24 protein-coding genes are annotated in these 26,439 nt (G+C 58.2%); 10 read left to right on the top strand and 14 right to left on the bottom strand.

Translation table 11 applies throughout. The features are described from left to right. The first annotated feature begins 137 nt into the window (after window positions 1-137). Window positions 138-818, top strand: a complete 681-nt coding sequence (locus AVI_RS22115) for a response regulator (RefSeq protein WP_012654355.1) — start codon at window positions 138-140, stop codon at window positions 816-818. After that, on the top strand, window positions 815-2,218 hold the full coding sequence (locus AVI_RS22110) for a sensor histidine kinase (protein WP_012654354.1): 1,404 nt from the start codon (window positions 815-817) through the stop codon (window positions 2,216-2,218). The genes AVI_RS22115 and AVI_RS22110 overlap by 4 nt, the downstream gene beginning before the upstream one ends. A 24-nt stretch (window positions 2,219-2,242) precedes the next feature. On the opposite strand, the gene AVI_RS22105 is transcribed toward AVI_RS22110, so the two are convergent. The 5 genes from AVI_RS22105 to AVI_RS22085 form a co-directional block, all read right to left on the bottom strand. Continuing rightward, window positions 2,243-3,367 carry a glycerol dehydrogenase gene (locus tag AVI_RS22105; protein WP_012654353.1) on the bottom strand — a complete coding sequence of 375 codons (1,125 nt, stop codon included), beginning with the start codon at window positions 3,365-3,367 and terminating at the stop codon, window positions 2,243-2,245. Window positions 3,368-3,397: 30 nt separating this feature from the next. After that, on the bottom strand, window positions 3,398-4,195 hold the full coding sequence (locus AVI_RS22100) for an SDR family NAD(P)-dependent oxidoreductase (RefSeq protein ID WP_012654352.1): 798 nt from the start codon (window positions 4,193-4,195) through the stop codon (window positions 3,398-3,400). A 34-nt stretch (window positions 4,196-4,229) separates the two neighbouring features. Next, the gene (locus AVI_RS22095) at window positions 4,230-5,795 is read right to left on the bottom strand and encodes a GMC family oxidoreductase (RefSeq protein WP_012654351.1); all 1,566 of its coding nucleotides are present in this window, start codon (window positions 5,793-5,795) and stop codon (window positions 4,230-4,232) included. A gap of 110 nt (window positions 5,796-5,905) precedes the next feature. After that, window positions 5,906-7,438 (bottom strand): UxaA family hydrolase, encoded by a 1,533-nt coding sequence (locus tag AVI_RS22090; RefSeq protein WP_012654350.1) that lies wholly within the window; start codon window positions 7,436-7,438, stop codon window positions 5,906-5,908. Continuing rightward, window positions 7,435-8,124, bottom strand: a complete 690-nt coding sequence (locus AVI_RS22085; protein WP_012654349.1) for a GntR family transcriptional regulator — start codon at window positions 8,122-8,124, stop codon at window positions 7,435-7,437. The genes AVI_RS22090 and AVI_RS22085 overlap by 4 nt, the downstream gene beginning before the upstream one ends. Window positions 8,125-8,414: 290 nt before the next feature. Here AVI_RS22085 and AVI_RS22080 point away from each other — a divergent pair, with 290 nt between their 5' ends. The 8 genes from AVI_RS22080 to AVI_RS22045 all read left to right on the top strand — a co-directional run bounded on the left by AVI_RS22080 (window position 8,415) and on the right by AVI_RS22045 (window position 16,525). Continuing rightward, window positions 8,415-9,527 carry an iron-containing alcohol dehydrogenase gene (locus tag AVI_RS22080; RefSeq protein WP_012654348.1) on the top strand — a complete coding sequence of 371 codons (1,113 nt, stop codon included), beginning with the start codon at window positions 8,415-8,417 and terminating at the stop codon, window positions 9,525-9,527. A gap of 42 nt (window positions 9,528-9,569) precedes the next feature. After that, window positions 9,570-10,607 (top strand): sugar ABC transporter substrate-binding protein, encoded by a 1,038-nt coding sequence (locus AVI_RS22075; RefSeq protein ID WP_012654347.1) that lies wholly within the window; start codon window positions 9,570-9,572, stop codon window positions 10,605-10,607. 71 nt (window positions 10,608-10,678) lie between these two features. After that, a complete protein-coding gene (locus AVI_RS22070; protein ID WP_012654346.1) occupies window positions 10,679-12,187 on the top strand; it encodes a sugar ABC transporter ATP-binding protein in 1,509 nt (502 codons plus the stop codon). Further along, window positions 12,184-13,176, top strand: a complete 993-nt coding sequence (locus AVI_RS22065) for an ABC transporter permease (protein WP_012654345.1) — start codon at window positions 12,184-12,186, stop codon at window positions 13,174-13,176. The genes AVI_RS22070 and AVI_RS22065 overlap by 4 nt, the downstream gene beginning before the upstream one ends. Window positions 13,177-13,179: 3 nt before the next feature. Further along, window positions 13,180-14,187: an ABC transporter permease gene (locus tag AVI_RS22060; RefSeq protein ID WP_012654344.1), complete on the top strand. Its 1,008-nt coding sequence runs from the start codon at window positions 13,180-13,182 to the stop codon at window positions 14,185-14,187. Window positions 14,188-14,203: 16 nt separating this feature from the next. Next, window positions 14,204-15,235 (top strand): aldo/keto reductase, encoded by a 1,032-nt coding sequence (locus AVI_RS22055; protein ID WP_012654343.1) that lies wholly within the window; start codon window positions 14,204-14,206, stop codon window positions 15,233-15,235. Window positions 15,236-15,254: 19 nt separating this feature from the next. Next, the gene (locus AVI_RS22050; protein ID WP_012654342.1) at window positions 15,255-15,680 is read left to right on the top strand and encodes an RbsD/FucU family protein; all 426 of its coding nucleotides are present in this window, start codon (window positions 15,255-15,257) and stop codon (window positions 15,678-15,680) included. Between the two features lie 20 nt (window positions 15,681-15,700). Continuing rightward, window positions 15,701-16,525 carry an amidohydrolase family protein gene (locus AVI_RS22045; RefSeq protein WP_012654341.1) on the top strand — a complete coding sequence of 275 codons (825 nt, stop codon included), beginning with the start codon at window positions 15,701-15,703 and terminating at the stop codon, window positions 16,523-16,525. Between the two features lie 101 nt (window positions 16,526-16,626). On the opposite strand, the gene AVI_RS22040 is transcribed toward AVI_RS22045, so the two are convergent. From AVI_RS22040 to AVI_RS22000, 9 genes are all read right to left on the bottom strand, one after another. Continuing rightward, window positions 16,627-18,018, bottom strand: a complete 1,392-nt coding sequence (locus AVI_RS22040; RefSeq protein WP_012654340.1) for an NAD-dependent succinate-semialdehyde dehydrogenase — start codon at window positions 18,016-18,018, stop codon at window positions 16,627-16,629. A 159-nt stretch (window positions 18,019-18,177) separates the two neighbouring features. Further along, window positions 18,178-19,254 carry an ABC transporter ATP-binding protein gene (locus AVI_RS22035; protein WP_012654339.1) on the bottom strand — a complete coding sequence of 359 codons (1,077 nt, stop codon included), beginning with the start codon at window positions 19,252-19,254 and terminating at the stop codon, window positions 18,178-18,180. Then, on the bottom strand, window positions 19,251-20,051 hold the full coding sequence (locus AVI_RS22030) for an ABC transporter permease (RefSeq protein WP_012654338.1): 801 nt from the start codon (window positions 20,049-20,051) through the stop codon (window positions 19,251-19,253). Before AVI_RS22030 ends, AVI_RS22035 begins: the two co-directional genes overlap by 4 nt. 1 nt (window position 20,052) lies before the next feature. After that, complete coding sequence (locus tag AVI_RS22025) at window positions 20,053-20,955, bottom strand: ABC transporter permease (RefSeq protein ID WP_012654337.1); 903 nt, start codon at window positions 20,953-20,955, stop codon at window positions 20,053-20,055. 87 nt (window positions 20,956-21,042) lie between these two features. Then, entirely contained in the window at window positions 21,043-22,053 is a 1,011-nt protein-coding gene (locus tag AVI_RS22020) for an ABC transporter substrate-binding protein (protein WP_012654336.1), read from the bottom strand. Window positions 22,054-22,134: 81 nt separating this feature from the next. Beyond that, on the bottom strand, window positions 22,135-23,598 hold the full coding sequence (locus AVI_RS22015; protein ID WP_012654335.1) for an aldehyde dehydrogenase: 1,464 nt from the start codon (window positions 23,596-23,598) through the stop codon (window positions 22,135-22,137). A 4-nt stretch (window positions 23,599-23,602) separates the two neighbouring features. After that, window positions 23,603-24,640 (bottom strand): LLM class flavin-dependent oxidoreductase, encoded by a 1,038-nt coding sequence (locus AVI_RS22010; RefSeq protein ID WP_012654334.1) that lies wholly within the window; start codon window positions 24,638-24,640, stop codon window positions 23,603-23,605. Window positions 24,641-24,643: 3 nt separating this feature from the next. Continuing rightward, window positions 24,644-25,564 (bottom strand): flavin reductase, encoded by a 921-nt coding sequence (locus tag AVI_RS22005; RefSeq protein ID WP_012654333.1) that lies wholly within the window; start codon window positions 25,562-25,564, stop codon window positions 24,644-24,646. A gap of 31 nt (window positions 25,565-25,595) precedes the next feature. Beyond that, window positions 25,596-26,432 carry an alpha/beta fold hydrolase gene (locus AVI_RS22000; protein WP_012654332.1) on the bottom strand — a complete coding sequence of 279 codons (837 nt, stop codon included), beginning with the start codon at window positions 26,430-26,432 and terminating at the stop codon, window positions 25,596-25,598. Window positions 26,433-26,439: the final 7 nt, after the last annotated feature.

Here is a 26,439-nt window from a genome sequence, read left to right as displayed (position 1 = left end):
CAAGCACCATGGACGGCACCAGAGCATAAATGCTTCAAAAGACCTCGAGGTGGAATGCGAAGTGTCATTTTCAGCGTTTCATCGTATTCCAGACCAAATATAAAATGCTAGAGCAGTGACTCAGGAGGTATTCCCCGGTGCGCATCTTGCTCGTTGAAGACAATAAGGCTCTGGCCGATGGCCTGTCTGCCATTCTGCGCGGCACCGGCTATGCGGTCGATACCGTCAGCGACGGCGCGTCTGCTGACGCCGCGATTGCGACTGAAAATTTCGATCTTGTCATTCTGGACCTCAACCTGCCGGAAATGGACGGCATAGAGGTGCTGCGCTGCGTACGCGCCCGCCATGATAAGGTGGCAATCCTGATCCTGACGGCGCGCGGCACACCGGAAGACAAGGTCAAAGGCCTGGATCTCGGCGCTGACGACTACATGATCAAACCTTTCGATATTGGCGAATTCGAAGCACGGGTGCGCATGTTGTTGCGTCGGCAGGCCGGACTGCGGTCTTCGATGGTCAGCTACGGAGCGGTTTCGCTCGATTTGAATTCGCGCAGCTTTTCGGCAGCAGGCGTGCCCCTCGACATTCCCGCCCGGGAACTGGGACTGCTGGAAGTGCTTTTCATGCGGGCGGGCAAAGTCGTGGCGAAGGAAGCTATCATTCAGTCGCTGGCGGCCTTTGACGACGATCTCAGCGCCAATGCCATAGAACAATATGCCAGCCGGTTGCGCAAACGGCTTGCGCCTCACGGCCTCACCGTGCGCACTGCGCGCGGCATCGGTTACTACCTCGAAAAAACCCTGACCGAGACGGCATGACCGGGGTCGCCTACTCGCTCCGTCGCCGTTTGCTGGGCTGGTTGCTGCTATCAACTGCACTCATCGGTGCCGTCGCCCTGATCGATACCTATTACGAGGCCGTCAAAACTGCCGATACAGTCTCCGACCGGGTTCTGGCCGGGTCCGCATTGGCGATTGCCGAACGGGTCATCGTCTCGGAAAATGGAGAGTTGGCGGTCGATATCCCCTATGTCGCGCTGGAAATGCTGACATCAGGAGCGCAGGACCGGGTATTCTACCGCGTCGACGGCCCTGGTGGCCGCTTCATCACCGGTTACCAGAACTTACCGACAGTTTCCGATTTCAAGGGGCAATCGGCTGTGTATATGGACGCTGCTTTCCGCAACGAGCCGATCCGCATCGCGGCCCTGCAACGGTCTGCCTCGACCGGTATCGATTCGCTGCCCTTCGTGGTGACCGTGGCTGAGACGACGATTGCGCGCAATCAGCTCACCCAGGCCATTCTGTTGCGCTCGGCTTTGCGGCTTTTGCTGATGATTGCCGGTGCTGGCGCGATTGTCTGGGTCGCTGTCACCTATTCGCTACGCCCGCTTTACCGGCTAGGAGAGGCCATTGCCGAGCGCAGTCCGAACGATCTGCATCCCATCGAGCAATCCGTTCCAAGCGAAGTCGAAAACCTTGTCGAAACCGTCAATTCCTTCATGGTCCGGCTGCAATCGGCGCTGGATGCCCTTCGCCATTTCACCGGCAATGCCAGCCATCAATTGCGCACGCCGCTGGCGATCATCCGGACACAGTTGGCGCTGTCTGCCCGCGCCACAAGTCTTGGTGATGCGCAATCGGCAGCGCGCAAAGGCGATGAGGCGCTCGCCCACGCTGAACACATTCTGGCGCAACTGCTGTTGATGGCCCGTATCGACGCTGCCAGTTCCAACGAGCCACAAATATCGCCCCGGATCGATCTTGTCCAACTGTCTCAATCGATCACCGCTGATCATGTGCCACGCGCCGCCGATGCCGGTATCGATCTCGGGTTCGAGGGGCAGGATGGCCCTGCTTTCGTGCTGGCTGAACCCTTACTGATCGGAGAATTGCTCAGCAATCTGATCGCCAATGCCCTTGCCTATGCAGGGAATGGCGCGGAAGTCACCGTGCGCATCCGCCACGACATGCGAAACGTTTCCCTGATCGTCGAAGACAATGGTCCGGGTATTGCTCCCGATCGACGCAGCATCGTGCGCCAACGGTTCGCCCGGGGGGAACACAACCCCTCCCCGGGTTTGGGCCTTGGCCTGCCAATCGTTGAGGAAATCGCCAATCTCTTCAATGCCAAACTCACGCTTCAAGACACATCCGAGGGGCGCGGCCTGACAGTATCGGTCACATTTCCCAATGCCGCAAAAGCAGCGCAGGCATAAGCCTTCCAAGGTCTTGCAGGAGCATCAAAGCACCCTCCCCGCCCTCGACTGCTTGCGAGTCTCGGCCAGCTTACTCGCTGTCCAGATGCAATCTGCAATCAGTCTTGGTGTCAGTTTAACCGGGACAGAGTGAATGACGCTGGCTGGAGCCATAGCAATCTCACCGACTTTCAGCAGGTCTTCCGCTGTGACCGTCTCCAGCCCGAGATCGCCAAGCATTGTCGGCAATTTCAGGTCCTGGCAGAAGTCGATGGCCTCGTTGATCTCATCCAACGGACGGTTTTCCAGCACCAGCAGGCCGATAATGCCGAAAGCAACCTTTTCGCCGTGGAAGAAATGATGGGTCGGCTCCAGCACGGTCAGCGCATCATGGATGCCGTGGGCACCGGAGACACCGCAATTTTCAAAGCCAAGACCGCTCAAAAGCGTATTGGCCTCAATGATATTTTCCACCGCAGGCGTCAGCTTGCCATCAATGGCGGCAGCGTAAGCGGCCCGGCCATCACGCATCAGGACCTCATGGCAACGCCGGGCAATGGCTGCCCCCGCCGCCGTGGTTCCATAGCCATCGCCGATATAATTGTTTGAATGGCTTTCAAAATTGGAGCGCGCCTCATACCAGGTCGATAATGCATCGCCCATGCCCGCGACCAGAAACCGGACCGGAGCCTTGATAATCAAGGCGCTATCCACCAAAACCACATCCGGATTGCGGCCACAACGCACCACCCGGTCGTAGACCCCGTCCTCGCTGTAAATCACGCCCAGCGCACTGGTTGGGGAATCAGTCGAGGCGATGGTGGGGACAGTTACCGTGCGTGCACCAATATGAAGCGCGGAAATCTTGGCCGTATCGAGCGCCTTGCCGCCGCCAATCCCAATAACAACGCCAGCACCAGCTGTTTTGCCGAGGCTCACGGCCCGCTCAACTTCCTTATCCGTGGATTCGCCGCAAAATTTCATGAAATGGCTTTTCACCCCATGGGCATCAAGGTTTTTTTCCACTTCTGGGCGAAGAGTATCCCAGAAAAACCCATCGATAACGATCAGTGCCGAGTTTGACAGCGGCGCGATATAAAGCCCGATTTCATTGATGACACCCGGTCCCTGAACATACCGCAGCGGTCCACCATAGCCTCTTGAAGTCATGGTTTTATCCTTTTTCTAAAAATGCAATGATCAACGCAGCGTCAAGCCGCCATCGATCGTGATGATTTCGCCTGTGGTGAAGGAACCGGCATCACTAGCCAGATAGACCACCGAACCGGCCAGTTCCTCGACGGAACCGATTCTGTTTTGCACGGCACCTTTTGCCCAATGATCCCTGACCACATCGGGATGTTCCCGCAGCACGTCGTCGGTCAGCTCGGTGCGAATATAGCCCGGCGCAATCGCGTTGACGCGGATATTGTGTTCAGCCCATTCCGTTGCCAGCGCCTTGGTCAGCATATGGACGCCCGCCTTGGAGACGTTATAGGCGGCGTGACGAAAGGGCCAGTTGACGATCCGCCCCGACATCGAGCCAATATTGATGATCGAGCCGCTTTTCTGCCCGATCATTTGCCGTCCAACATGTTTGGAGACAAGGAAAACGCCATCCAGATTGACCGCCATGGTCTGGCGCCACTGGTCGAGGCTGCAATCCTCTGCTGGCGCGGGCAGCACAATACCAGCATTATTGATGAGAATGTCGATACGCCCGAAGCGATCAACCACCGACTGGGTCATGCGCTCGACATCTGCCTCCTGTGCGACATCGGCTTGCAGGGCAAAACTGTCGCGCCCTTGCGCGCTCAGGCTGGCGGCCAGTTCTTCGGCACGATCCAGCGTTGAGCGCACGACAATGGCGACATCTGCCCCATGGGCCGCGAGCGCCTCGGCCAGCGCCTTGCCAATGCCCCGCGACCCACCGGTCACAATGGCCTTGCGTCCGGTCAGGTCGAACATTTGACGGTAATCGGATGCTGTGTTTGACATGTAGGCTCCTCCCTATCTGTCTTGTTTTTGCCGATCAGGCCACGGTTGGTGAAGCCTGTGGCGTAACGGCGGTTTCGCCCCATTGGGCCAGAATATGTTCGGCGGTCCGCTGCGCCTGCGCGACAATGGTCAGCGACGGATTGACGGCGGTGGAGGACGGCAGGAAGGACGCATCGACGACATAGAGATTATCGACATCCCAAACCTTGCAATGCGTGTCCAGAACCGAGGTTTCCGGTGCCTTTCCAAAGCGTGCGGTGCCGCATTGATGCATGGACACCTTGATGTCCATCTTGTTGGTGATGATCAGCGGATAGCCCAACGCGCGCATATGCCGTGACCAAACCTTCACCAATTCATTGTGCGATTTGAGATTGTTGGCCGTATAGCTCAAACGGATGCGGCCATCCGGATCGACGGTGACGCGGTTTTCAGGATCGGGCAGGTCTTCCGACATCAGCCACCAATCGACACTGCGGTCGGCGAAGATCGACATCAACCATTCCGGCGCCCAGGCCGCACCAGCGGTCAGCATGCCGCCCTGCAATTTGCCAAGCCCCTGGATATTGCCAAGCGGATAAGGTTTTTCGGTATTGGCGAGATAATAATCGTTGATTGCCATGGATTTCTGGAAGATGACCCGGTTCTTCTTGAAGGGCGAAATCGCCATCAACGCCGTATTGTTATGCGCCATGTAATTGCGGCCGAGCTGGTCGGACATGCTGTTGCCGATGCCGCGCTTATGGGCCTGATTGGCTGATCGCAGCAGAAGGGCTGCCGAATTGATCGCACCTGCACTGGAGACGAACAGGTCGGCTTCGATCAGCTTTTTCTCACCCGCATGGGTCAGTTCAACACCCGTCACCCTCTTGCCAGTCGGATCGGTCAGCAAACGATGTACAAAGGCTTCCGTGACAAGCTCGATCTTACCTTTGCCACGGGCGAGCGCCGGATTGACGAGGCGCACCTCCGCATCCCCCTTGGCGCCGAGCTTGCAGGCAAAGCCGTCACAGGTCCGACATCGGATACAGCTGCCGCCCTGATGGTAATCAATGGCAATCGGCAACGGAAAGGGATGCAGTCCCCTTTCCTTCAGCTTTTTTTCGAAGAAGGCGATTTCCGGTTCATGGCCAATGGCCGGATGCGGCATGGGGCCGGAGCGTGGCGGCTCGGTCGGGTCGATGCCCGCCGTTCCATGCGTCCCCATCAACCGTTCGGCCACAGCATAATAAGGCTCAAACTCATCGTAGGAAACCGGCCAGGCCGGGGCAATGCCGCCTTCATGGGCCAAATCCTCGAAATCCTCCCGGCGAAAGCGCAGGGTCGCCGCACCGAAGAATTTGCTGTTGCCGCCGACATAATAAAACGTGCTGGGGCGGAAAGATTGACCATCCTTGTCGCGCCATTCTTCGGTCGTTGCATATTTTTTCTGGTGAAAAACCGCATCGACGCTCCAGTTGTCGTCTTCGCGTGGCAGCCGTGGGCCACGTTCGATCATCAGGATATTGCGGCCCGATTCCGCCAGCCGGTTCGCCAGCGCGCCGCCGCCGACACCTGATCCAATAATGATCACGTCGTAAAATCGCTTCAACTCACTCATGTCTCTCTCCCGTGCCTGCTCTTGCTTGCACCTGCGTCCGAATGAATACCTTTCTCCTCCGAAAGGCGCTTTTCTACCAAGGCTTGAAGATGCTCAAATGCTCGTTGGTGTTACATGATCGCGCCGACCTGCCAGGGGACGAATTCGTTGTCGCCGTAATTGTAGATCTCGCTCACTGTGCGCTCGCCCGAGGCTGTGGCGATCACGGCTTCGAAAATCCGTTGCCCGACCGCCTCCACCGTCTCATCGCCGGTGACGATGGTGCCGCAATTGAGGTCCATGTCCTCCTGCATCCGCTCATACATCGGTGTGTTGGTGGCAAGCTTCAGGGATGGCGCCGGCTTGAAGCCGGAAACCGAACCACGCCCAGTGGTGAAACAGATGACATTGCAGCCGCCCGCCACCTGGCCGGTCACGGCAATCGGGTCATAGCCAGGCGTATCCATGAAGACGAAGCCGGGTTCCACGATGCGCTCGGCATATTCATAGACGGCGTTGAGCCTGGTCGTGCCGCCTTTGGCCACCGCACCCAGCGACTTCTCCAGAATTGTGGTCAGCCCACCGGCCTTATTGCCATGGGATGGATTGTTGTTCAGCTCCGCCCTGCCCCGCGCCGCATAATCGCGCCACCATTCGATGCGCTCCAGCAGCTTTTGTGCCACATCAGGGCTTTTGGCCCGCCGGGTCAACAAATGTTCGGCACCGTAGATTTCCGGTGTCTCGGCGAGGCAAGCGGTTCCACCATGGCGCACCAGCAGATCGGCAGCATAGCCAAGCGCCGGATTGGCGGAAATCCCGGAATACCCATCCGATCCGCCGCATTCGAGCGCCAATTTCAGCTTCGACACCGGTTGCGGCGTGCGCTCCAAGGCATCGACGACAGGCAACATTGAATTGATGGCTGCAATCGCGGCTTCAATGGATTTGCGTGTGCCGCCGGTCGCCTGAATGGTCAGCGTGTGAAATCTATCGCTCTCGGTGAGGCCATGAGCGGCAAGCAAAGCCGGAATCTGGTTGGTTTCGCAGCCAAGGCCGATCATCACCACGCCGCCGACATTGGCGTGGGTGGCATAACCGGCCAGCGTGCGGGTGAGATAGAGATAACCCTCGGTCGCGGTATTGATGGCACAGCCGCCTGCATGGGTGAGCGCAATGACCCCATCGACATTGGCGAAATCGTCAAGCCTGCCCGGTTGTGCATAATGCTGCGCCACGGCCTTGGCCACGGTGGCGGAACAGTTCACGGAAGAGACGATGGCGATGTAATTGCGGGTGCCAGCCTCGCCATTCTCTCGCCGATACCCCATAAACGTCGCAGGCTCTGGCACAAAAACAGGCTCCTGCGCGTCCACGCAAAACTCGTGGGCCAGCTCCACATCCCCCATCGCCATATTGTGGGTGTGAACATGGTCACCAACCGCAATCGGCTGCGTGGCAAAGCCAATGATCTGGCCATATTTGATGATGGCCTGCGCCGGCTGAAGGGCCGTGATGGCAACCTTGTGTCCCTGGGTGATCCGGGTCGAGAGCTGCGCGCCGCCAAGTTCGGGCAGCGCCACCGGCTCCAGCGTCAGCCGGGCAACGGCAACATTGTCGCGCATATTGAGCCTAAGCAGCGGCGAAGAAACCGAAGTCACTGTCATGAGCCTTCCTTTCCATCAAAGAGTGCGCCCTGGTCCTCATGCATTTTGGCCATGACGGCGAAGGAGGAATCGAGGTGGATGCGCATGGCCAACTCGGCCTGATCAGCGTTGCGGCTGGCCAGCGCCCGCACGATCGTGTCGTGCTGCTCGGTCACCACAGCCAGATGGCCCGGCACAGGTGCGCTGAGCTGGCGCATCCGGTCGAGATGAACCTTGGCGAGCGTTATGAACTTCCAGATACGCGGATAGCCGCTGATCGTGGCAATGGCACTGTGAAAGGCATCGTCACAATCCAGGTATTTGTCCAACTGGTCGCTATCGAGGATGGCCTGCATCTGCGTGATGATCGACTTCAGCTGCGCAACGTCGCGATCTGTTACATTGGCCACAGCCTTTCTAACACTTTCGATTTCCAACGCACGGCGAATGACAAACCCCTCTTCCGCGACGGTGAAGGAAATACGGCTGACATAGGTGCCGGAATGAGGAAATACGTCCACCAGACCCTCATCCGCCAGCCGCTGCAAGGCCTCTCTGACCGGGGTACGCGACACACCAAACTCGGCGCAGAGGTCCTTTTCGGAGATAATCGCGCCCGGTTGCATCTCTAGATGGACGATGGCTTGCCGCAACAACCAATATATCTGTTCAGCCTTTGGAATTGTCTTCATTTTTTCCGTACGCATATCAATCTCGTTATTATCAGGGCTTTTAGCACGAGAAGAGAAGTTTTCGAAAGCCTGTTGACAGGCGAATAATCATCTGACTTAGATAACTCATATATTGGTTGAGGGCGCAAGTGAAATTTTCAGCCCGCAGCCAGGAGGACTAAACCGAGCTGGCGAGGAGGCCGGCAGGCGCTTTCAAAATTTGGGAATGACGATTCTGGCCGACACTGTTTGCGCGTTGCGTGATGCAATGGCGACGGGAGATCTGTGTCTCACCTCGGCTGACAAACAATGGATACAAGCGGATCATGGCGACAATCAATTATTTGACGCGGATTGAATTCAACGAGGGCGCAATTTCCACATTGCCTGCGTTGCTGGCTGAACTCGGCGTGAAAAAGCCGCTGATTGCAACCGACAAAGGACTGGTTTCGACTGGTCTGGTTGCGAAAGTCCTCGGCCTGTTTGATGAAACACCCGCGGTGTTTGACGGCACTCCAGCCAATCCGACGGAAGAGGCTGTTACCCAAGCTTATGACCTCTATAAAAGCGCCGGATGCGACGGCATTGTCGGGCTCGGCGGCGGGTCATCGCTGGACCTGGCAAAAGCCCTCCGGCTTTTGACTGGCCACGCCGCACCACTGGCGCAATATACGGCGGTCGAAGGCGGTGCCTCAAAAATCCATGGGCGCATATGTCCGATGATAGCTGTGCCGACCACCTCAGGCACTGGCTCGGAAGTGGGCCGCGCTGCCGTCATCATCACCAAGGAAGGCCGCAAGCTTGGTATATTGAGCGGCCACATGCTGCCCTCCATTGCGCTCTGCGATCCGGAACTGACCTATGGCCTGCCGCCCTTCCTGACGGCGGCAACCGGCATGGATGCTCTTTCCCATTGCCTGGAAACCTATATGGGACCCTCCGTCAATCCGCCTGCCGACGCCATTGCGCTCGACGGATTGAAGCGGGGCTTTCCGGCCATTCGCAAGGTGGTTGCCAATGGAGGTGACCGGCAGGCCCGCTGGGACATGATGATGACTGCGCTCGAAGGAGCAATGGCGTTCCAGAAAGGTCTCGGTGCTGTCCATGCCCTGACCCATCCGCTGGGCGCGATCCGCGAGCTTAATCTGCACCATGGCACGCTGAATGCCGTGCTGATGCCCGCCGTGTTGCGCTTCAACCGCTCGGTCATCGGCGAGAAATGGGAGATGATGGCAGACATCATGGGCGGTGCGCCGGATGAGGTCACCGCAGCGCTGAACCAGGATATCGGCATGCCCTCCGGCCTGAAAGCCATGGGTGTGACGGACGCGATGATGGAAAAAATCGCCGGAGAAGCCCTGAAAGACCATTGCCACGCCACCAATCCCCGGCTCGCCAGCCGTGAGGATTACCTGGCGTTGCTCCAGGAATCGGCCTGAAAACCGAGGCAAACGACAACAATCGAGTGGGAGGAGAACATAATGTCTGAATTCGAGGAAACCAAGGATCGCGGCCGGTTTATGGGTGATCTGAAACTGAGCCGTCGTGGCGTCTTGAGTGCTGGCGCAGCACTCACGGTGGCTGCCGCCCTGAGCAGGCCACGGCTGGCCGGTGCAGAAGACCTGAAATTCTGTGCCTCACTGGGCTGGACCGTCTGGGAATCGGGTCGCCATATCGTCAATGGCTATAAGGACGCCGTCTCGCGCCTTGGCGGAACCTTGACTATCGCCGATGCCAATTACGACATCAAGAAACAGGCCGATCAGATCGCCTCCTTCGTGGCGTCAAAACCAGCGGCCATCTTCATCACACCAGCCGATGCCGCCGCGATCTCGCCTGCCGTGCAGGCTGCGGTTGCCTCCGGCATTCCAATTTTCTGCGGTGACAGCTATGTGCCCAACACCACGGTAACATCCACCGCCATGTCGAATAATTTCGGCCTCGGGGCAGCCGGGGCGGAATATATTGCCAAACGGCTGAACGGCAAAGGACAGGTCGCGCTCGTCAGCCTGCCTTCCAACGAATCCTGGGACCAGCGCACCTTGGGCGCAAAATCGGTCTTCGTCCGCTTTCCCGATATCAAGATCGTCTCGGAAATCGCCTTTGCCTTGGGCGGCACGACGACGCCCCGGCAGGTGGTGGACAATATCCTGACGGCCAATCCTGAGTTAAACGCCATCTGGTGCGCCTGGGATGGCGCAGCCTCAGAAGGCACGCTCGCCATTCGCGCCGCAGGCCGCAAAGTGTTCATCACCGGCATCGATGGTGGCCGCCAGTCGTTTGAATATATCAAGGCCGGTTCGCCCTTTGCCATGACCATGGCGCAGAGCTTCTACGAAATGGCCTATATGAACGCCTTTTATGCCCATGAAGTCGTGGCAGGCCGCAAGGCACCGCGCTTCGTCATCACGCCGTCCTATGCGGTGACAGAAGACAGTCTGAAGCCCCTCAAGGATATTCCCGACAATTACGACCAGCCGGGTGAAGCCATCAAACTTGGCTGGGCGCGCGCGCTTTGATCTGTCACTCCGGCAGGCCCACCAGGCCTGCCGGCTACAGAAATACAGCCGGAAAGGCGTAGGTGCAGGATATGACAGCCATTCTCGACATGAAGGGAATCGAAAAACGGTTCGGCGTCGTCAAAGCGCTGGACAATGTCGATTTCTCGCTGGACGCGGGCGAAATCCACGCTCTGCTCGGCATCAATGGCGCGGGCAAATCGACGTTGATCAAGATCCTCTCCGGCGTCTATTCAAAGGATGCCGGTACAATCGCCATCGCCGGGGCGACGGTGGAACTCGGCAGCCCGGCAGCGGCAATTGCCTGCGGCATCGCCTCTGTGCAGCAGCATCCGGAACTGGTCGATGACTTTACAGGGGTGGAAAACATTTTTCTCGGTCAGGAATCCAACAGGATGGGTCTTGGCCGCCTTATAGATCGCAAAGCTCTGAAGACCGAAGCGGCTTTGCTGCTGAAACGCTTTCCCATCGACGTCGATCTTGACCAGCGCGTCGGCGAAATGCCCGCCGTTGACAGGGAAATTGTTGCCATTCTGCATGCGCTCAGACGCGAGGATATCCGCATCCTGATTCTCGATGAGCCAACCTCGACGCTGACCGAGCGCGAAAAGACCTCCCTGTTCCAATTGATGCGGCATCTGAAGGCGGCAGGCATCGCCATTATCTACATCACCCACCGGTTGGAAGAGGTTTTCGAGATCGGCGACCGCTTCACGGTGTTCCGGGCAGGAAAGCGCGTTGCCACCTTCACCTGCCGTGAGGCGCGCGACAGCAACATATCCATTCCCGAACTGATGCTGGACGAAAAGCCGGGCAATATCTTTCCTCCCAAGGCCGCGAGCGCCGCAGGGGAAGCACTTCTGGAAGTCGAAGGTCTTGAACGGCCTGGCCTATTTTCCGGCGTAAGCTTCACCCTGCGGCGCGGCGAGATCCTCGGCATTTTCGGCCTGGTCGGCTCCGGTGCCGATGAATTATCAAAGGCGCTGTTCGGCGTCATCCGGCCAGACGCAGGCACGATCCGCATCAAGGGCAAGTCGGTGACGTTGAAAGACCCGCATGACGCCTTACGCAAGGGTATTTTCCTGGTTCCCGGTGATCGCCGCACGGAAGGCCTGACCCTGTCACGCAACGTGATTTTCAACATGACGCTGGCGCATTTGAAGAAAGCCTCGTTTTTAGGCGGGCTCCTGAAATTCTCCTCCAGCCGCAAGGTTTCCGAACAATTGGCCCGGCGCGTCGCTCTTCATCCGCTGACGCTGGACCGCCCGGCCAGTGCCTTTTCCGGCGGAAACCAGCAGAAGATCGTGATCGCCAAGGGCCTCTACCGCGATGCTGACATTTATATCTTTGTTGAGCCGACGGTGGGCGTCGATATCGGCGCAAGAGCAACGCTCTATGCGCTGATGCGGGAATTGTCGCAGCATGCGGGCGTGCTGGTGATTTCATCTGACTGCGACGAAGTGCATGGCGTCGCCGACCGGATGATCGCCCTTTACAAGGGCCGCCCCGTCGCCGTCGCCGACCAACGCCCCAGCCGCGACCAGCTTCTGTCTGCCGGAATCATGGGAGCACGTACATGATTGCCTCGTTCAAATCCTCACCACTTGCCTTGCGGCTGGCTGCCTTCCTGATCCTGCTCTGCGTCATCGCTGTGGTCTTCCAGTCTTTTGCGCCCACCTATCTCAGTGAAAACAACCTGCATGCCCTGCTGCGCCATATGTCGGTCAACGGCTTGACGGCCATCGGACTGACCTTCGTCATCGTCGTTCGCCATTTCGACCTCTCCTTTCCAGGCGTTGCCTCGTTGGGCGCGATGACACTCGGCTGGCTGCTTGCCAATGACTACAGCCTGTCTGCGAGCGTGCTGGGCGGCATCGGCGTCGGGCTGATGGCCGGGTTGATCAACGGCACGGTCATTTCCTATCTGCGCCTGCCCGACATCGTCACCACCATCGCCACCGGCGGCGTGGCTGTGGGACTGTCCTATTTCTACAGCAACGGCACATCGATTTCGGAAAACTTCTTCATGTCGGGCATTCTCGACCTGAACGATTCGAAATTCCTGGCGCTCGACATGCCCGTGGTCATCCTGCTGGCAACGGCCATCGTGGCTTTCGTTATCCTGCACTGTACCCGTTTTGGCAGGGCGTTTTATGCCACGGGCGAAAACCGGCGTTCAGCAGTGTTTTCCGGCATCCGGGTGAAGACCTATATATTGACGGCCTTCGGCCTTTGCGGCGCGCTGAGCTGTCTTGCCATCACGCTGCTGGTTGCCTCATCGGGGGCGGCCAATGTCACGGCGGGCAACCAGCTGATGATGCCAGCCTTTGCCGCTGTTTACCTGGGGGCTGCCCTGTTCGGCTCCCCCTCCATTCCAGCGACGCTTGCCGGGGCGCTCTTGATGTCGGCCATGCTGAACGGCTTCACCCTGCTTGCCATCCCCTACTACTACAGTGACGCCATTGTCAGCACCGTGCTGATCCTTGCCATTGGTATTTTCGATCCGAAGCTCACCACACTGCTTGGCGACATTTTTGGCCGCAAGGCCGCGAGCAAAGACGGGAGATAGTGGATGAAAAACGCAACGGATATCACCATGACGACTCTGCAAAGCGCGGCAACTCCTGGCCGTTTAGACATTCAGGGATTTTTCCTGCGCTACGGACTGTTCCTTCTCTTAGTATTGCTCATTCTGCTATTTGCTTGGCTGCGGCCCAGCTTCGTCAGTGGTGGTAACATCAATGACATGCTGCGCTCGGCCAGCATCGCGGCACTGATGTTTCTAGGGCTGACCTGGATCATTGCGGCAGGTGAAATCGATGTCAGCTTCATGTCCGTTGCAGCGCTCGCCAATATGGTCGTGGCAGCGCTGGTTGCGGCAGGCCAGGGCTGGGCCATGGCCTGTCTTGCTGGCCTGTTGGTTGGTCTTGTCTTTGGTCTCGTAAACGGATTGCTTGTCGCGATCTTCAAGCTTCCGGCCCTCGTCATCACCATTGCCACGGGCGGGCTGGCCGGATCGATTGCCGCCGCCATCGGGCTTGGCACATCAATTTCCCTCTCCTCCACGGGCTTCGTCGGCTCTCTCTTGCATGTCAATTTCGGCATCATCCCGCTGCTGACGGTGATCGTCGCGCTTCTCTATGCCGGTGCCTGGTTTATCCAGGAAAGGCTGACCTTTGGCCATTATCTCTACGCCATGGAACAGAACCGCGCCGCCGTGATCGAAACGGGCGTGCCAGTCAACCGGTTATTGCTGATGCTCTATGTGCTGTCTGGCCTTGTGTCGGCTCTGGCGGGTATCCTGCTGACAGCCGATCTCTCGTCCGGTCAGCCCTATATCGGCAGTTCCTATTTCATTGACGGCCTGACCTCGGTTCTGCTGGGGGGCATGGCGCTGAAATACGGCAAACCCAATGTCATCGGCACCGTCACCGCCGTTCTCCTACTGGCCACGCTTTTAAGCGGTGCCGCCCTACTCGGCTGGACGGATGCGCAACGCCAGATCGTGCGTGGCCTGCTCCTGCTATGCGGTGTCGCCACGGTTGTCTGGGCAAGGCGCAAGACACGCGCCCACATTTAAAGCCAAGGAAAATAGCATGAAAGCGACTGAGAAACGCCCCATCGGCAAGACCGGCCTGACTGTCACCGCGCTTGGCGTCGGCACGGCCCCGCTTGGCGGACTATATGCAGCGGTCTCCAAGGACGATGCCACCGCCATGCTGGATCGGGCCTGGGAGGCTGGTATCCGCTATTTCGACACCGCCCCCATGTATGGCAATGGCCGTTCCGAACATCTTGTTGGAGCGTTGTTGCGAGAGAAAAATCCCGAGCAACGAGACTGGACGATCAGCACCAAGGTCGGACGCTTGATGACAACGGAGCGCGCAGGCCGAAAGCTTCCCCCCGCCCCGCCGAAAAACCCGCTCGATCCCGGCTGGTGGAACGGCTTGGATTTCCGCGAGGTGTTCGATTACAGCTATGACGGCATCATGCGCAGCTTCGATGATAGCCAGCAGCGCCTGGGCTTTCCCAAGCCCGACATTCTCTATGTGCATGACATCGGCAGCGTTACCCATGCCGATTTGCACGAGCATCACTGGTCGGCCTTGACCAAGGGCGGCGGCTTCCGGGCATTGACGGAATTGCGCGATGCGGGCGATATCCGCGGCTTCGGCCTTGGTGTGAACGAATGGCAGATTATCCGAGACGCCCTGGAAGAAGCCGATCTCGACTGCTCGATGCTGGCGGGCCGCTATACGTTGCTGGACCAGGATGCGGAACAACAGTTTCTAGCGCTCGCCCAGAAACGCGGCATGGCGCTGGTGGTCGCAGGCGTCTTCAATTCCGGCATTCTTGCCTCCACGACCGGCCGCCGCAAATTCAACTACGCCGATGCACCACAGGACATTATCGATAAAGCCGAAAGGCTGAGGGCAATCTGCGACAGTTTCGCCGTGCCGCTGCCTGCCGCCGCCATCCAGTTTCCGCTGCGCCATCCGGCTGCGACCTGCGTGGTGATCGGCGCAAAAACCGCAGAGCAGATCTCCACCAATATTGGTTGGTTCGAACAGGACATTCCCGAGGATCTTTGGGCGCAACTACGCGCCGAAGGCCTTATAAGTCATTAACCTGTCCTGGAGGACGACCATGCTGAAAACCATCAATCCACTTTTGACCGGCGATCTTCTCGCTATCCTCGCCGATATGGGCCATGGCGATGAAATCGTTATCGCCGATGCCAACTTCCCAGCAGTCACCGCCGCCAACCGTCTGGTGCAGATGCCGGGCATCGACGCTTGTGCTGTGGTGGAGGCCATTCTCACTCTGATGCCGCTCGATGATTTTGTCGAATATCCAGCCGGTGTCATGAACGCGCCAGGCGAACGGCCCTCCATCTATGCCGAGTTCGATGCACTGATTGAACGCGCCGAAAATCGCAAAATCGAGCTGGATCTCATCGACCGCTTCACTTTCTACGACCGGTCCAAAGCCGCCTTTGCAGTGATCTCAACCGGCGAGCGTCGGCTGTACGGCAATATCATCCTGAAAAAGGGCGTGGTTCGTCCCGCATAAGTCAGAGTGGAAAGCTTCAGATGCTCGACAGTCATCAACATTTCTGGAAAGTTGAGCGTGGCGATTACGGCTGGCTGACGCCTGATCTTGGAGCGATTTATCGCAATTTTCTGCCAAAGGATCTGGAACCCGACATGCGCCGGGCCGGAATAACCCGGACCATTCTGGTCCAGGCGGCGGAAACCCAGGCAGAAACTGATTTCCTGCTGGCGCTTGCCGCAAAGACTGATTTCATCGCAGGTGTTGTCGGCTGGCTCGATCTGGAAGCCGATGATTTTTCCACGCGCCTGAAACACTACCGCGCCAATCCTGATTTCATTGGCATCCGTCCCATGCTGCAAAGCTTGGCCGACGACGTCTATATCCTGCGCCCGAAGGTGATCGATAGCCTCAAAGCCATCGCTGACAGCGGTCTGCCTTTCGATATCCTGACCTTCCCACGCCATTTACCGCATGTGATCGCGGCATTGAGACAGGTGCCGGATCTGAAGGCTGTGGTCGATCATATTTCCAAGCCTGACATTGCCAAAGGCACACTTGATCCCTGGCGCGACCATATGGCGGAAATTGCCAGTTTCGACCAAGTCTACTGTAAGGTTTCCGGCATGGTCACAGAAGCCAGTGCCGATTGGGCGCTGGAAGATTTCCGGCCTTATGTGGACCATGTTATCAAATGTTTCGGTCCCAACCGGCTGATGTTCGGCAGCGATTGGCCGGTTTGCACGCTGGCCGCCAGCTATGGCGAAGTTGCCAATCTGGCCCGCACCTTAGTGTCCGCCCATTTCGGCCCTGATGATCTCACGCTGATTTTCGAGACCAATGCGCGCCGTTTTTACGGTGTCTGAGTTATAAGTCTCTGTGAACTTTCGCAACGTCCCTTTACGTCAAACGCCCACCTCGACCTTATAAACAGACCGAGGTGAGCGTTTGATTTTACGCGCTAAAATCAGAACGGTGCATCGATATCCACGACATCAATCAGCTTGTGATTGACGAATTCCTTGATGCCGAGGCCCAGCAATTCACGGCCATAGCCCGAACGTTTGACGCCGCCGAACGGCAGGTCCGCCTTGACCATGGTCGGATGGTTGATGAACACCATGCCCGTGGTGATCCGGTGGGCAAGAGCAACCCCGCGCGCGGTGTCACGGGTGAAGATCGAGCCGCCCAAACCATAGGGCGTATCATTGGCAATGCGGATCGCGTCATCGTCATCCTTGGCGCGAAACAGCATGGAGACCGGGCCGAAAAACTCCCAATAACGGGCAGGATTGTCATCAGCCAGGTCGGTCAGGATTGTTGGCTGCACGAAAGCGCCCTGGTTTGGCACCGGCGGCCCCACTTCAGTTGCCGTTGCCCCATAGGATACTGCTTCGGCAATCTTCTGACGGATCTCGTCGGCAGCCCCTTGCGAGGACAGCGGCGCAAGCGTCGTTTGCGGATCGAACGGATCACCGGCTTTCAGCCCAGCGACACCGGTTTTGTATTGTTCCAGAAAGGCATCGTAGACCGCATCGACGATAATCATCCGCTTGGACGAGACGCAGACCTGACCGCCATTCCAGTGGCGACCGAAGACTGCCCATTTCACGGTCTTTTCCATATCGGCATCGGCCAGAACCAAGAAGGCATCAGCTCCTCCCAACTCCATGGTGGATTTTTTCAGAGCCTGCCCCGCCTGCGCGGCAATCGTGGCACCCGCGCCTTCCGAACCGGTCAAAGCCACGCCATGGACGCGCGGATCGTTGAGGATCATTTCCACCTGGCTCCGCGTCGCATAAAGATTGGTGAAGGCACCCTTCGGCAGACCGGCCTCCAGCATCAACCGCTCAAAAGCGGCTGCGCATTGCGGCACATTCGACGCATGTTTCAACAGCATGGTATTTCCGGCCGACAGCTGCGGCGCGATGATCCGGGCGATCTGGTAATAGGGGAAATTCCAGGGCTCGATGGCCAGCAGCACACCGAGAGGCTCATGCACCAGGATCGCCTCACCTTCAGCCTTGTCGGCGACGGGAAGCTGTTCCGGCTTCAACAGGCGCTCGGCATTGACAGCGTAGTAATCGAGGATATCGGCAGAAAGCCCCACCTCAGCGCGTGCTTCAGACATCAACTTGCCCATTTCCAGGGTCAGCAGCTTGGCATAATCATCCGTCTGGCCGCGCAGGATTTCGGCAGCAGCATGCATGACCTTGGCGCGCTCGACAAAGGATGTCTGTCGCCATTGTTGAAAAGCGGCATCCGCCGCCGCGATTGCCGCCTGAACGGCAGCGTCGGTTGCTTCGGGAAAAGTGATAAGAGTTTCGCCAGTATAGGGATTGGTTGTTGCGTAAGCCATGGAACCGTCCTTTGCAGTCATTGCTGCGGCGCGCTTTACCGACATCGGTCGCGTCGATGAGGCAATGATAGCGCTAAAGGCGGTTCTGGCTGTTGATCCTAATCAAGATCGTAAAAGTTGTAGATTATAGCATTTTCAGGATGCAATTCTCCCAAAACGCTATTCTGCGAAAACATGCGCTGACACCGGATCAAACCCCAGCGCAACAGGCGCACCGATCGTCAATCCCTCCAGTGCGGCATGGCCAAAAGGCAAACGCACGGACAGGGCATGGCCACCTTCACTCAAAACCGCGATGTGAATTGTGTTGCCGAGAAACGTAATGTCTTCAATCTTGGCAGCAAGCATTCCCGGCCCTTGAGCAGAAACCAGCGTCAACCGCTCCGGGCGCAGCATCAGCATGGCATTGCTTCCATTCTGCGCTTTCCCATGCAGCGGAATATTTCCTATGGTCAAATCACTGCCGAGCTGAATTTCAGCCTTACCGTCCCTGGCACCCGTCACCACGCAGGGCAGAAAATCACTGTCCCCGATAAACTCCGCCACAAACCGCGTCGCCGGATTGGCATAAAGCTCGGCACCGGTGCCGATCTGGTCGATCACCCCTTTGGAAAACACCGCAATCCTATCGGAAAGCCGCAGTGCCTCTTCCTGGTCATGGGTGACGTAAAGGATGGTGACATCCGTTTGGTGATGGATGCGGCGGATTTCGTGCTGAATTTCCTCGCGCAATTTCTTGTCCAGCGCCGAAAGCGGCTCGTCCATCAACAGCACCGGCGGATCGTAAGCCAGCGCCCGGGCCAACGCGACACGCTGCTGCTGACCGCCGGACATTTGCGCCGGTTTGCGATCCTCATAACCTTCCAGCCGCACCAATTGCAGCATCTTGCGGACGCGCTCGGTGATATCAGCCTTCGACCAGCCGCGCATTTTCAGCGGAAAGGCGATGTTCTGACCAACAGACAAATGCGGAAACAGCGTGTAGCGCTGGAACACCATGCCGATATTGCGTTGGTGTGATGGGGTCTGCAACACGCTCTTGCCCGATAGCAGCATATCGCCCGCACTCGGCTGTTCGAAACCGGCCAGAATATAAAGTGTCGTGCTCTTGCCGGACCCGGATGGGCCGAGAAAGGTCATGAACTCGCCCTTTGCCACCTCAAGATTGACATCCTGCACCGCGACCACCGGGCCATATTGCTTGCGGATACCGCGAATTTCCAGAAAAGGCGTCATGCTTTCAGTCCTTTGCGCACCAGGGCGGTGATCAGCATCAACGCGATGGTGACGACGATCAGAAGGGTGGAGGCCGCGGCAATCACCGGTGTCAGATCCTGACGCAGCGTTGCCCAGATCTTCACCGGCAGCGTTTGTAGGGTCGGGCTTGCCATGAAAATCGCCAGAACGACCTCATCCCAGGAGGTCAGGAATGAAAACACCGCCGCCGAAAACAAGCCGTGGCCGATGCAGGGCAGCGTGATCAACAGCCGCGCCTTCAGCGGCGAGGCACCGCACAGCACCGCCGCATCCTCGATAGATTTGTCAAAACCTTCCAGCGCGTTGGTCAGCGCCAGAATAGAGAATGGCAGTGCGACAACCAAATGGGCAATGACGAAACCGAGTGTCGTGCCGTTCAGACCGATGCGCAGGAAAAACGCATAGAGCGCCACGGCCAGCACCACAACGGGCAGGATCATCGGCGTCATGAACAGTGCTCGCAGCGCGTCCCGCCCCAGAAACCGTCCGCGCACCAGGCCGAACGACGCATAAAGCCCAATGAGCACCGACAGGATGCTGACGATGACAGCGATGCGAAAGCTGGTCCAGGCGGCATCCAGCCAGCGCGGATCGGCAAACAGCTGGCCATACCATTTTGTGGTCCAGGCCGGTGGCGGAAAAATCAGCCATTGCGAGGAGCCGAAGGACAAGGCGGCGATAAACAGGATTGGCAACAGGAGAAACGCCGCCGTCAGCAGCGTGATGACCAGCAAAATCCATTTCCAGGTGCCAAGGCTGTTGAAATTCAAAAGCATGTCAGCGCCCTCCCTCACCGGCTGCACCGAACAGTTTCAGTTGCAGGGCATAAAGGCTCAGCGTCACCACCAGCAGTACCAGCGCCGCCGCACCGCCCATGCCCCAATTGACCAGCGATTGCACGAATTGGGCGATCAGTTCGGCCAGCATCATATTGGATGTGCCGCCGAGCAGCGACGGTGTGACGAAATAGCCAAGCGACATGACGAACACCATCAACCCGCCCGACACCATGCCCGGCATGGCGAGCGGCAGCAGCACTGTCACCAGCGACTGCCAGCGCGTCGCGCCGCACAGTGCTGCCGCCTGCAACAGCGCCGGATCGATCTTGCGGATCACCCCATAGAGCGGAATAATGATGAAGGGCAGCATGATATAGCTCATCCCGATGGTGACACCGACGAGGTTGTTGACCATCACCAGCGGCGTATCGATCACACCGAGACTGATCAGCGTTTTGTTGATGACCCCGGTGCGCTGTAACAGCACCATCCAGGCATAGGTGCGGGCCAGAAGATTGGTCCACATCGACAGCAACACGATGGCAAAAATCACGGAGGCCAATCGTTGCGGCATGATCGCGAGCGCCCAGGCAACGGGAAAGCCGATCAATAGCGAAATTGCCGTGACCAAGGCCGAGACGAAAAACGTGTTGAAGAAGATTTTCAGATAGGTCGCGCTTCCCAGCAATGCGGCATAATTGCCAAGGCCGAGAACCGGCTCCGTCACCGAGCGCGTCAGCAGAGCCAGCACCGGTAAAACGAAGAAAATCAGGATCAACACCAGCGCAGGCAGGGTCGCGGCTTTATTGCCGAAACCCCACCGGCTTCTATGGGGCTGTTCAATGGTCGAGATCGGGGACGCCATGCCGCTTCCTTGCGAAACCCGTCCGGCACCTTGCATTAAAAGGATGCAACATGCCGTAACGCTGAGGACGCTCCGGCACCGTATGGTTTACGGTGCCGGAAATGCCTTACTTTAGAGTATGGCTTATTTCGACTGCCAAGCGTACCAACGCTCGCCAATCTCGTCGCGATGCTTGGCCCAATAGGCCATGTCGGCATTGACCTGCGACGCGGTCTGCTGGTCCGGCAAGGTCTTGGCGATGGCGGGGTCCATCAGCGCTGGTGACTTGGTATTCACAGGCGCATAGCCAGTGCCCGCCGCCATCTCGGCCTGGCCAGCAGGCGAGGTTGCGAAAGCGATGAACTTCATCGCTGCTTCCTTGTTCTTGGTGCCCTTCGGCACGACCAACGCATCGGCTGCCGTGATGTTCTGCGCCCAGGAGGTTTCAACCGTCACACCGGTCGCGGCCAAGGCCGTCAACCGGCCATTCCAGAAGGAACCGAACGGAGCTTCGGCAGAGGCCAGCAATTGCTGCGACTGCGCACCCCCGGACCACCAGATGATATCAGACTTGATGGTGTCGAGCTTCTTGAAAGCGCGGTCGAGATCGAGTGGATAAAGCTTGTCCGGCGTCACGCCATCCGCCAACAGCGCGGCTTCGATCACGCCTGGTGCCGACCATTTGTAGAAGGTTCGCTTTCCGGGAAATTTCTTGGTGTCGAACAGGTCCGTCCAGCTTTTCGGGCAGGCGGCGACGGCGTCCTTGTTGCAGCCGACCACGAAGGAATAATAAAAGCTGCCGACGGAATAATCCGTCACGAAACGCGGATCGAGCGTGGTCTTGTCGATGGTCTTAAAATCCAGCTTTTCCAGCAGGCCCTTGTCGCCTGCCTGAATGGCATAGTCGCCTTCGACATCGACGACATCCCAGGTCACGCCCTTGGCCTCAACCATGGCTTTGATCTTGCCGTAATCGGTCGGACCGTCCTGAAGAACGTTGATGCCTTCTTTGGCGGTGAATTTATCCGCCCAGGCGGATTTTTGCACGTCCTGCGTGGTGCCGCCCCAACTGGTGAACACCAGGTCGGCAGCCAGCGCCTGACCGGAGACGCCTAAGAGCAAAGCCAGCGATGCGATAATGGTTGTGTTTTTCATGTTCCCTTGTCCTTGTTTGATTGTGCCTTACCCGGATGCCGGTTGCTTCTTTTGGGCCATCCATCCGGGGCATGTTCTTAATCACCGCATCACGAACGGATCGGGAAACGGGTCATCTGAGGTTTTCAGCCAGACGGTCTTGGTGCGGGTATAATCCAGCACTGCGGCCATACCGCCTTCCCGCCCATGGCCGGACAGGCCAAAGCCGCCAAACGGGGCAATCGGCGAAACAGCACGGTAGGTATTGACCCAGACAACGCCAGCGCGAAGCCCGCGTATCATCCGATGCGCGCGTGCCAGGTTTTGAGTAAACACGCCGGATGCCAGGCCATAGGCCGTATCATTGGCCAGATGCAGCGCCTCCGCCTCACCCTCGAAAGACACCACCGACAGGACCGGTCCAAAAAACTCCTGCGCCAGAGACGGAGAGTTGACGCCATCGCAATCGAGAATGGTCGGCGGATAGAAATTGCCCGGACCATCCGGGCGCTGCCCTCCCGTCACCAACCGGGCGCCTGCGGCAAGCGAGGCCTTGACCAGCGCATCGACATGATCCTGCTGGCGTCTTGTGGCGAGCGGTCCCACTTCCGTTGCCATATCCAGCGGACTGCCGATGCGGATTGCTTCGGCCTTGGTCTTCAGCCGGGCCAGGAATTCATCCTTCACTGAGCGGTCGACAATCAGCCGTGATCCGGCAACGCAGGACTGGCCGGTCGCGGCAAATATGCCGGAGACCTGCGCATTGGCAGCACTTTCCAGATCCGCGTCGGCAAACACGATAAACGGCGACTTGCCGCCCAGTTCCAGCGAGGTCGAGGCCAGATTTTCCGCAGAATTGCGCACCACATGCCGTGCTGCCTCCGGCCCGCCGGTAAAGGCGACATGCGCGACCCTGGGATGGCGGGTCAGCGCGGCACCACAGGACGGCCCAAAACCGGTGATGATATTGATGACACCGGGCGGAAAGCCAGCCTCATGCACCAGCCGGGCAAATTCCAGCATCGGGGCCGGACCGTCTTCCGAGGCTTTCACCACCATCGTGCAGCCAGCGGCCAGCGCCGGGCCGATCTTGACCGCCGAGAGAAACAACTGGCTGTTCCACGGAATGACCATGGCGACCACGCCAACCGGTTCACGCCGCAGCCAGACATCCATATCCGGCTTATCAATGGGCAGTGTCGAGCCTTCGATCTTGTCAGCGAGCCCCGCATAATAGCGATAGTAATCGGCGACATAGGCAATTTGTGAGCTTGTTTCTCGGATGATCTTGCCGGTATCGCGGGTTTCCAGCTCTGCCAGCCTTTGCGCATTGGCGGCAATCAGGTCGGCCAGCCGGTAGATCAGCTTGCCACGCTGGGTGGCGGTCATTTTTGCCCATGGCCCATCATAGAGCGCAGCATGAGCGGTCTCGACAGCGCGGTCCACATCGGCTTCGCGCGCTTCCGGCATATCCGCCCAGACCTCGCCAGTGGCCGGATCAAGGCTTTCAAACCGAGCCTCGCCGTCACTGAAGGTACCATCGATGTAAAGCTGAAAACGCTGCATCGCCTTACTCCGCAAAGGCTGGCATGACATTGGCAATAAAGCGCTCCAGCGAGGCTTTCTTGCGCTCGAAGCTCATGCCGGTGTCGATCCAGAAGGAAAATTCGTCATAGCCCAGCGCCTCATAGCGTTTCAGCCGGGCGATGACCTCATCCGCCGTACCAACCGCCATATTGGCCCGCATCACCTCAGGTGCCAGCATGGCATTGGCGTCGATATCCTCCTGGCTCAACCGCTCGATCAGGCCCTGATGGATTGGACGCTCGTTTTTGAACCATGCGAAAAAGTAATTGTAATAGGTGCTCAATTCTTTTGCGGCCTGGGCAATATCGGCCTCACTGGAGCCGACATAGCTGTGCAGCAGCAGCATGATTTTCGGGCGAGGCAGATCGGGGGACTTCTCGCAGGCGGCATTGAACCGCTGCATCAGAGTTTCGATTTCGCCGTCACCATTCCACAGCGGCGTCACCTGCACGTTGCAGCCATTGGCCACGGCAAAATCATGGGAATTGGGATCACGCGCCGCCACCCACAGAGGGATCGGTTCCTGCAATGGTTTCGGTGCCGAAGTGGTCGCTGGAAAAGTCCAGAACTCACCCTCATGGGCATAGTCGCCAGCCCAGACGCCTTTGACGGCTGGAATAAGTTCGCGCATCCGCTGCCCGGCGGTCCAGGCATCAAGGCCCGGCATCAAACGCTCATATTCAAAGGAATAGGCACCCCGGGCGATGCCGATATCCAACCGGCCATTGGTGATCAGGTCGGTCATCGCCGCCTCGCCTGCCAGCTTGATCGGATGCCAGAAGGGCGCAATCACCGTTCCGGTTCCAAGGCGGACGTTTTTCACCCGGTTGGCCAGATCGGCAATGGTCACGAACGGGTTGGGCGCAATGGTGAAATCCATGCCATGGTGCTCACCGGTCCAGATCGCATGCATGCCACCCTTATCGGCGATCTCGCAGAGTTGCAGAAATTCCTCATAGAGGCTCTTGTGGCTCTGGCTGGCATCGAGCCGTTCCATATGGACGAAGAGAGAGAACTTCATGGATCAAGCCTTCCTGGCAATGGAGTGAACCCGGCCTGCCGTCTCGTTGCCAACATAGACGCCAAAATTGCCAATGGAGCTTTCCGCCGCGAACCGGTTGAGAATATCCGCCGTGGCCGCGCCGCCCGGACCGGCAAGCTGGTCAACCGGAACGAAATTGCCGTATTTCGGCGCGCCGGGACCCGCAAAAGCCCGGTAAACGATATGCTGACATCCCTCGCTCTTGTCTTCGTAGACGGAATACAGAAACCCGATGGTAATGCTGAGCCCTGTCTCGTGTTCGAGATGGGCTTTCAGATCCTGCAAAGGCTCGCCGCTGACCGCATGACAACCCGGCAGGCTGCGGCCACCCTCGCCCACCAAAAGAACCTCGCCGTCCCGCTCGATAACGGCGCTCAGATGCAGCGGGCCATCGCTGGCGGCACTGACCGCTTTTTCGGCAAGGGCCGGTGTGAAATAACCACCGCGCACATAGCCAAGCCCGTTCAACTCACTTTTGTCGAATGCCTGTACCCGCCCCAGCAGCACGACATGATCACCTGCCTCAATGACAGTCTCAAGGCTGCAATCGAACCAGGCAGACGTGCCTGAAAACACCGGAGAACCATGAGGACCAAGCTGCCACTCCACGCTTGCGAAACGATCTTCCGCAGGCCTTGCAAAGGTGTTGGACACATCCTTCTGCGCATCCGACAATATATTGACCGCAAAGCCTTTGGCCTTGGTCATCACCTCAAAATTGCGCGAGGTTTTGGCGAGACAGACCAGCAGCAAAGGCGGATCGAGGGAGACCGAGGTGAAGGAATTGGCGGTAAAGCCGATGGGAGAACCATGAGGGTCAAGCGTGGTGACAACGGTGACGCCGGTGGCGAACGCGCCGAAGGCATCACGCAGGCTGCGGGGATCGATTATCGCTTCGCTCATCCGCGCACCTCACTGTTGGTTTTCTCGGCACTCATGGATGTGCCTCCGGCAAAGCAAGCCACGCGGCCATGATGTCATGCACCTCTTGCGGTGCCGTAAGATTGACCATATGGCGATGGCCGGGAACGATCCTCGCAACACCCTGCTGCGCCTGACGCGCCATGGCCTCAGCCATTTCAGCCGTCGAGTTTGGATCACCGGCACCCGTCAGGAACAGCGCCGGACAGGAAACCTGCGGCCAGTAGTCGGCGTAGGTTTCATCCCCATTGGCAAAGGCACGATAGGCCGTGGCATAGGCATCGATATTCATCTGCCGCAGGCATTGCTCGGTCAGGGCGCGGGCGGCCAGACTGACGGCATCGCTGTCGAACCAACGCTTCAACGGCCCTTCAATATCGATCCCGTCAGCGGCAATCGACTCTGCCCGAGCAAGAACAGCCGCCTTGGCCGACGCATCACGCCGATAGACACCATTGACCAGCGCCACGCGCCGGATTTTCTGCGGAAAGCTGGCGACGGCACCACCTGCAATCAACGCGCCCATCGAATGACCGGCCAAGTTGACCGACCCAAGGTTGATTTCCTCCAGGAACCGGTCAAGCCAGGCAACAAAATCCGGCAGCTCACTGCCTTTCGGCAAGGCAACACTCTGGCCATGGCCCGGCATATCGACGGCGATCACCCGATGGCTAACGGAAAGGCTTTCTATCTGCGGCCACCAGGCCTCAAGCCGCATACCGACCCCATGCACCAGCACAAGCGGCTCACCCTCGCCTTGCTCCACATAAGCGGTTCCATCAGGGGTAATGTGGCGCTTGACCGCCGGAAATGGCGATGGGGCCGTGCCACGCATTGCTGCCATCTCCATCTCGCCG

The organism is Allorhizobium ampelinum S4 (genome assembly GCF_000016285.1).
GTDB classification, from domain to species: domain Bacteria; phylum Pseudomonadota; class Alphaproteobacteria; order Rhizobiales; family Rhizobiaceae; genus Allorhizobium; species Allorhizobium ampelinum.
Note: the sequence above shows the minus strand (reverse complement) of the source record. Positions and strands in the feature narration are given on the sequence as shown.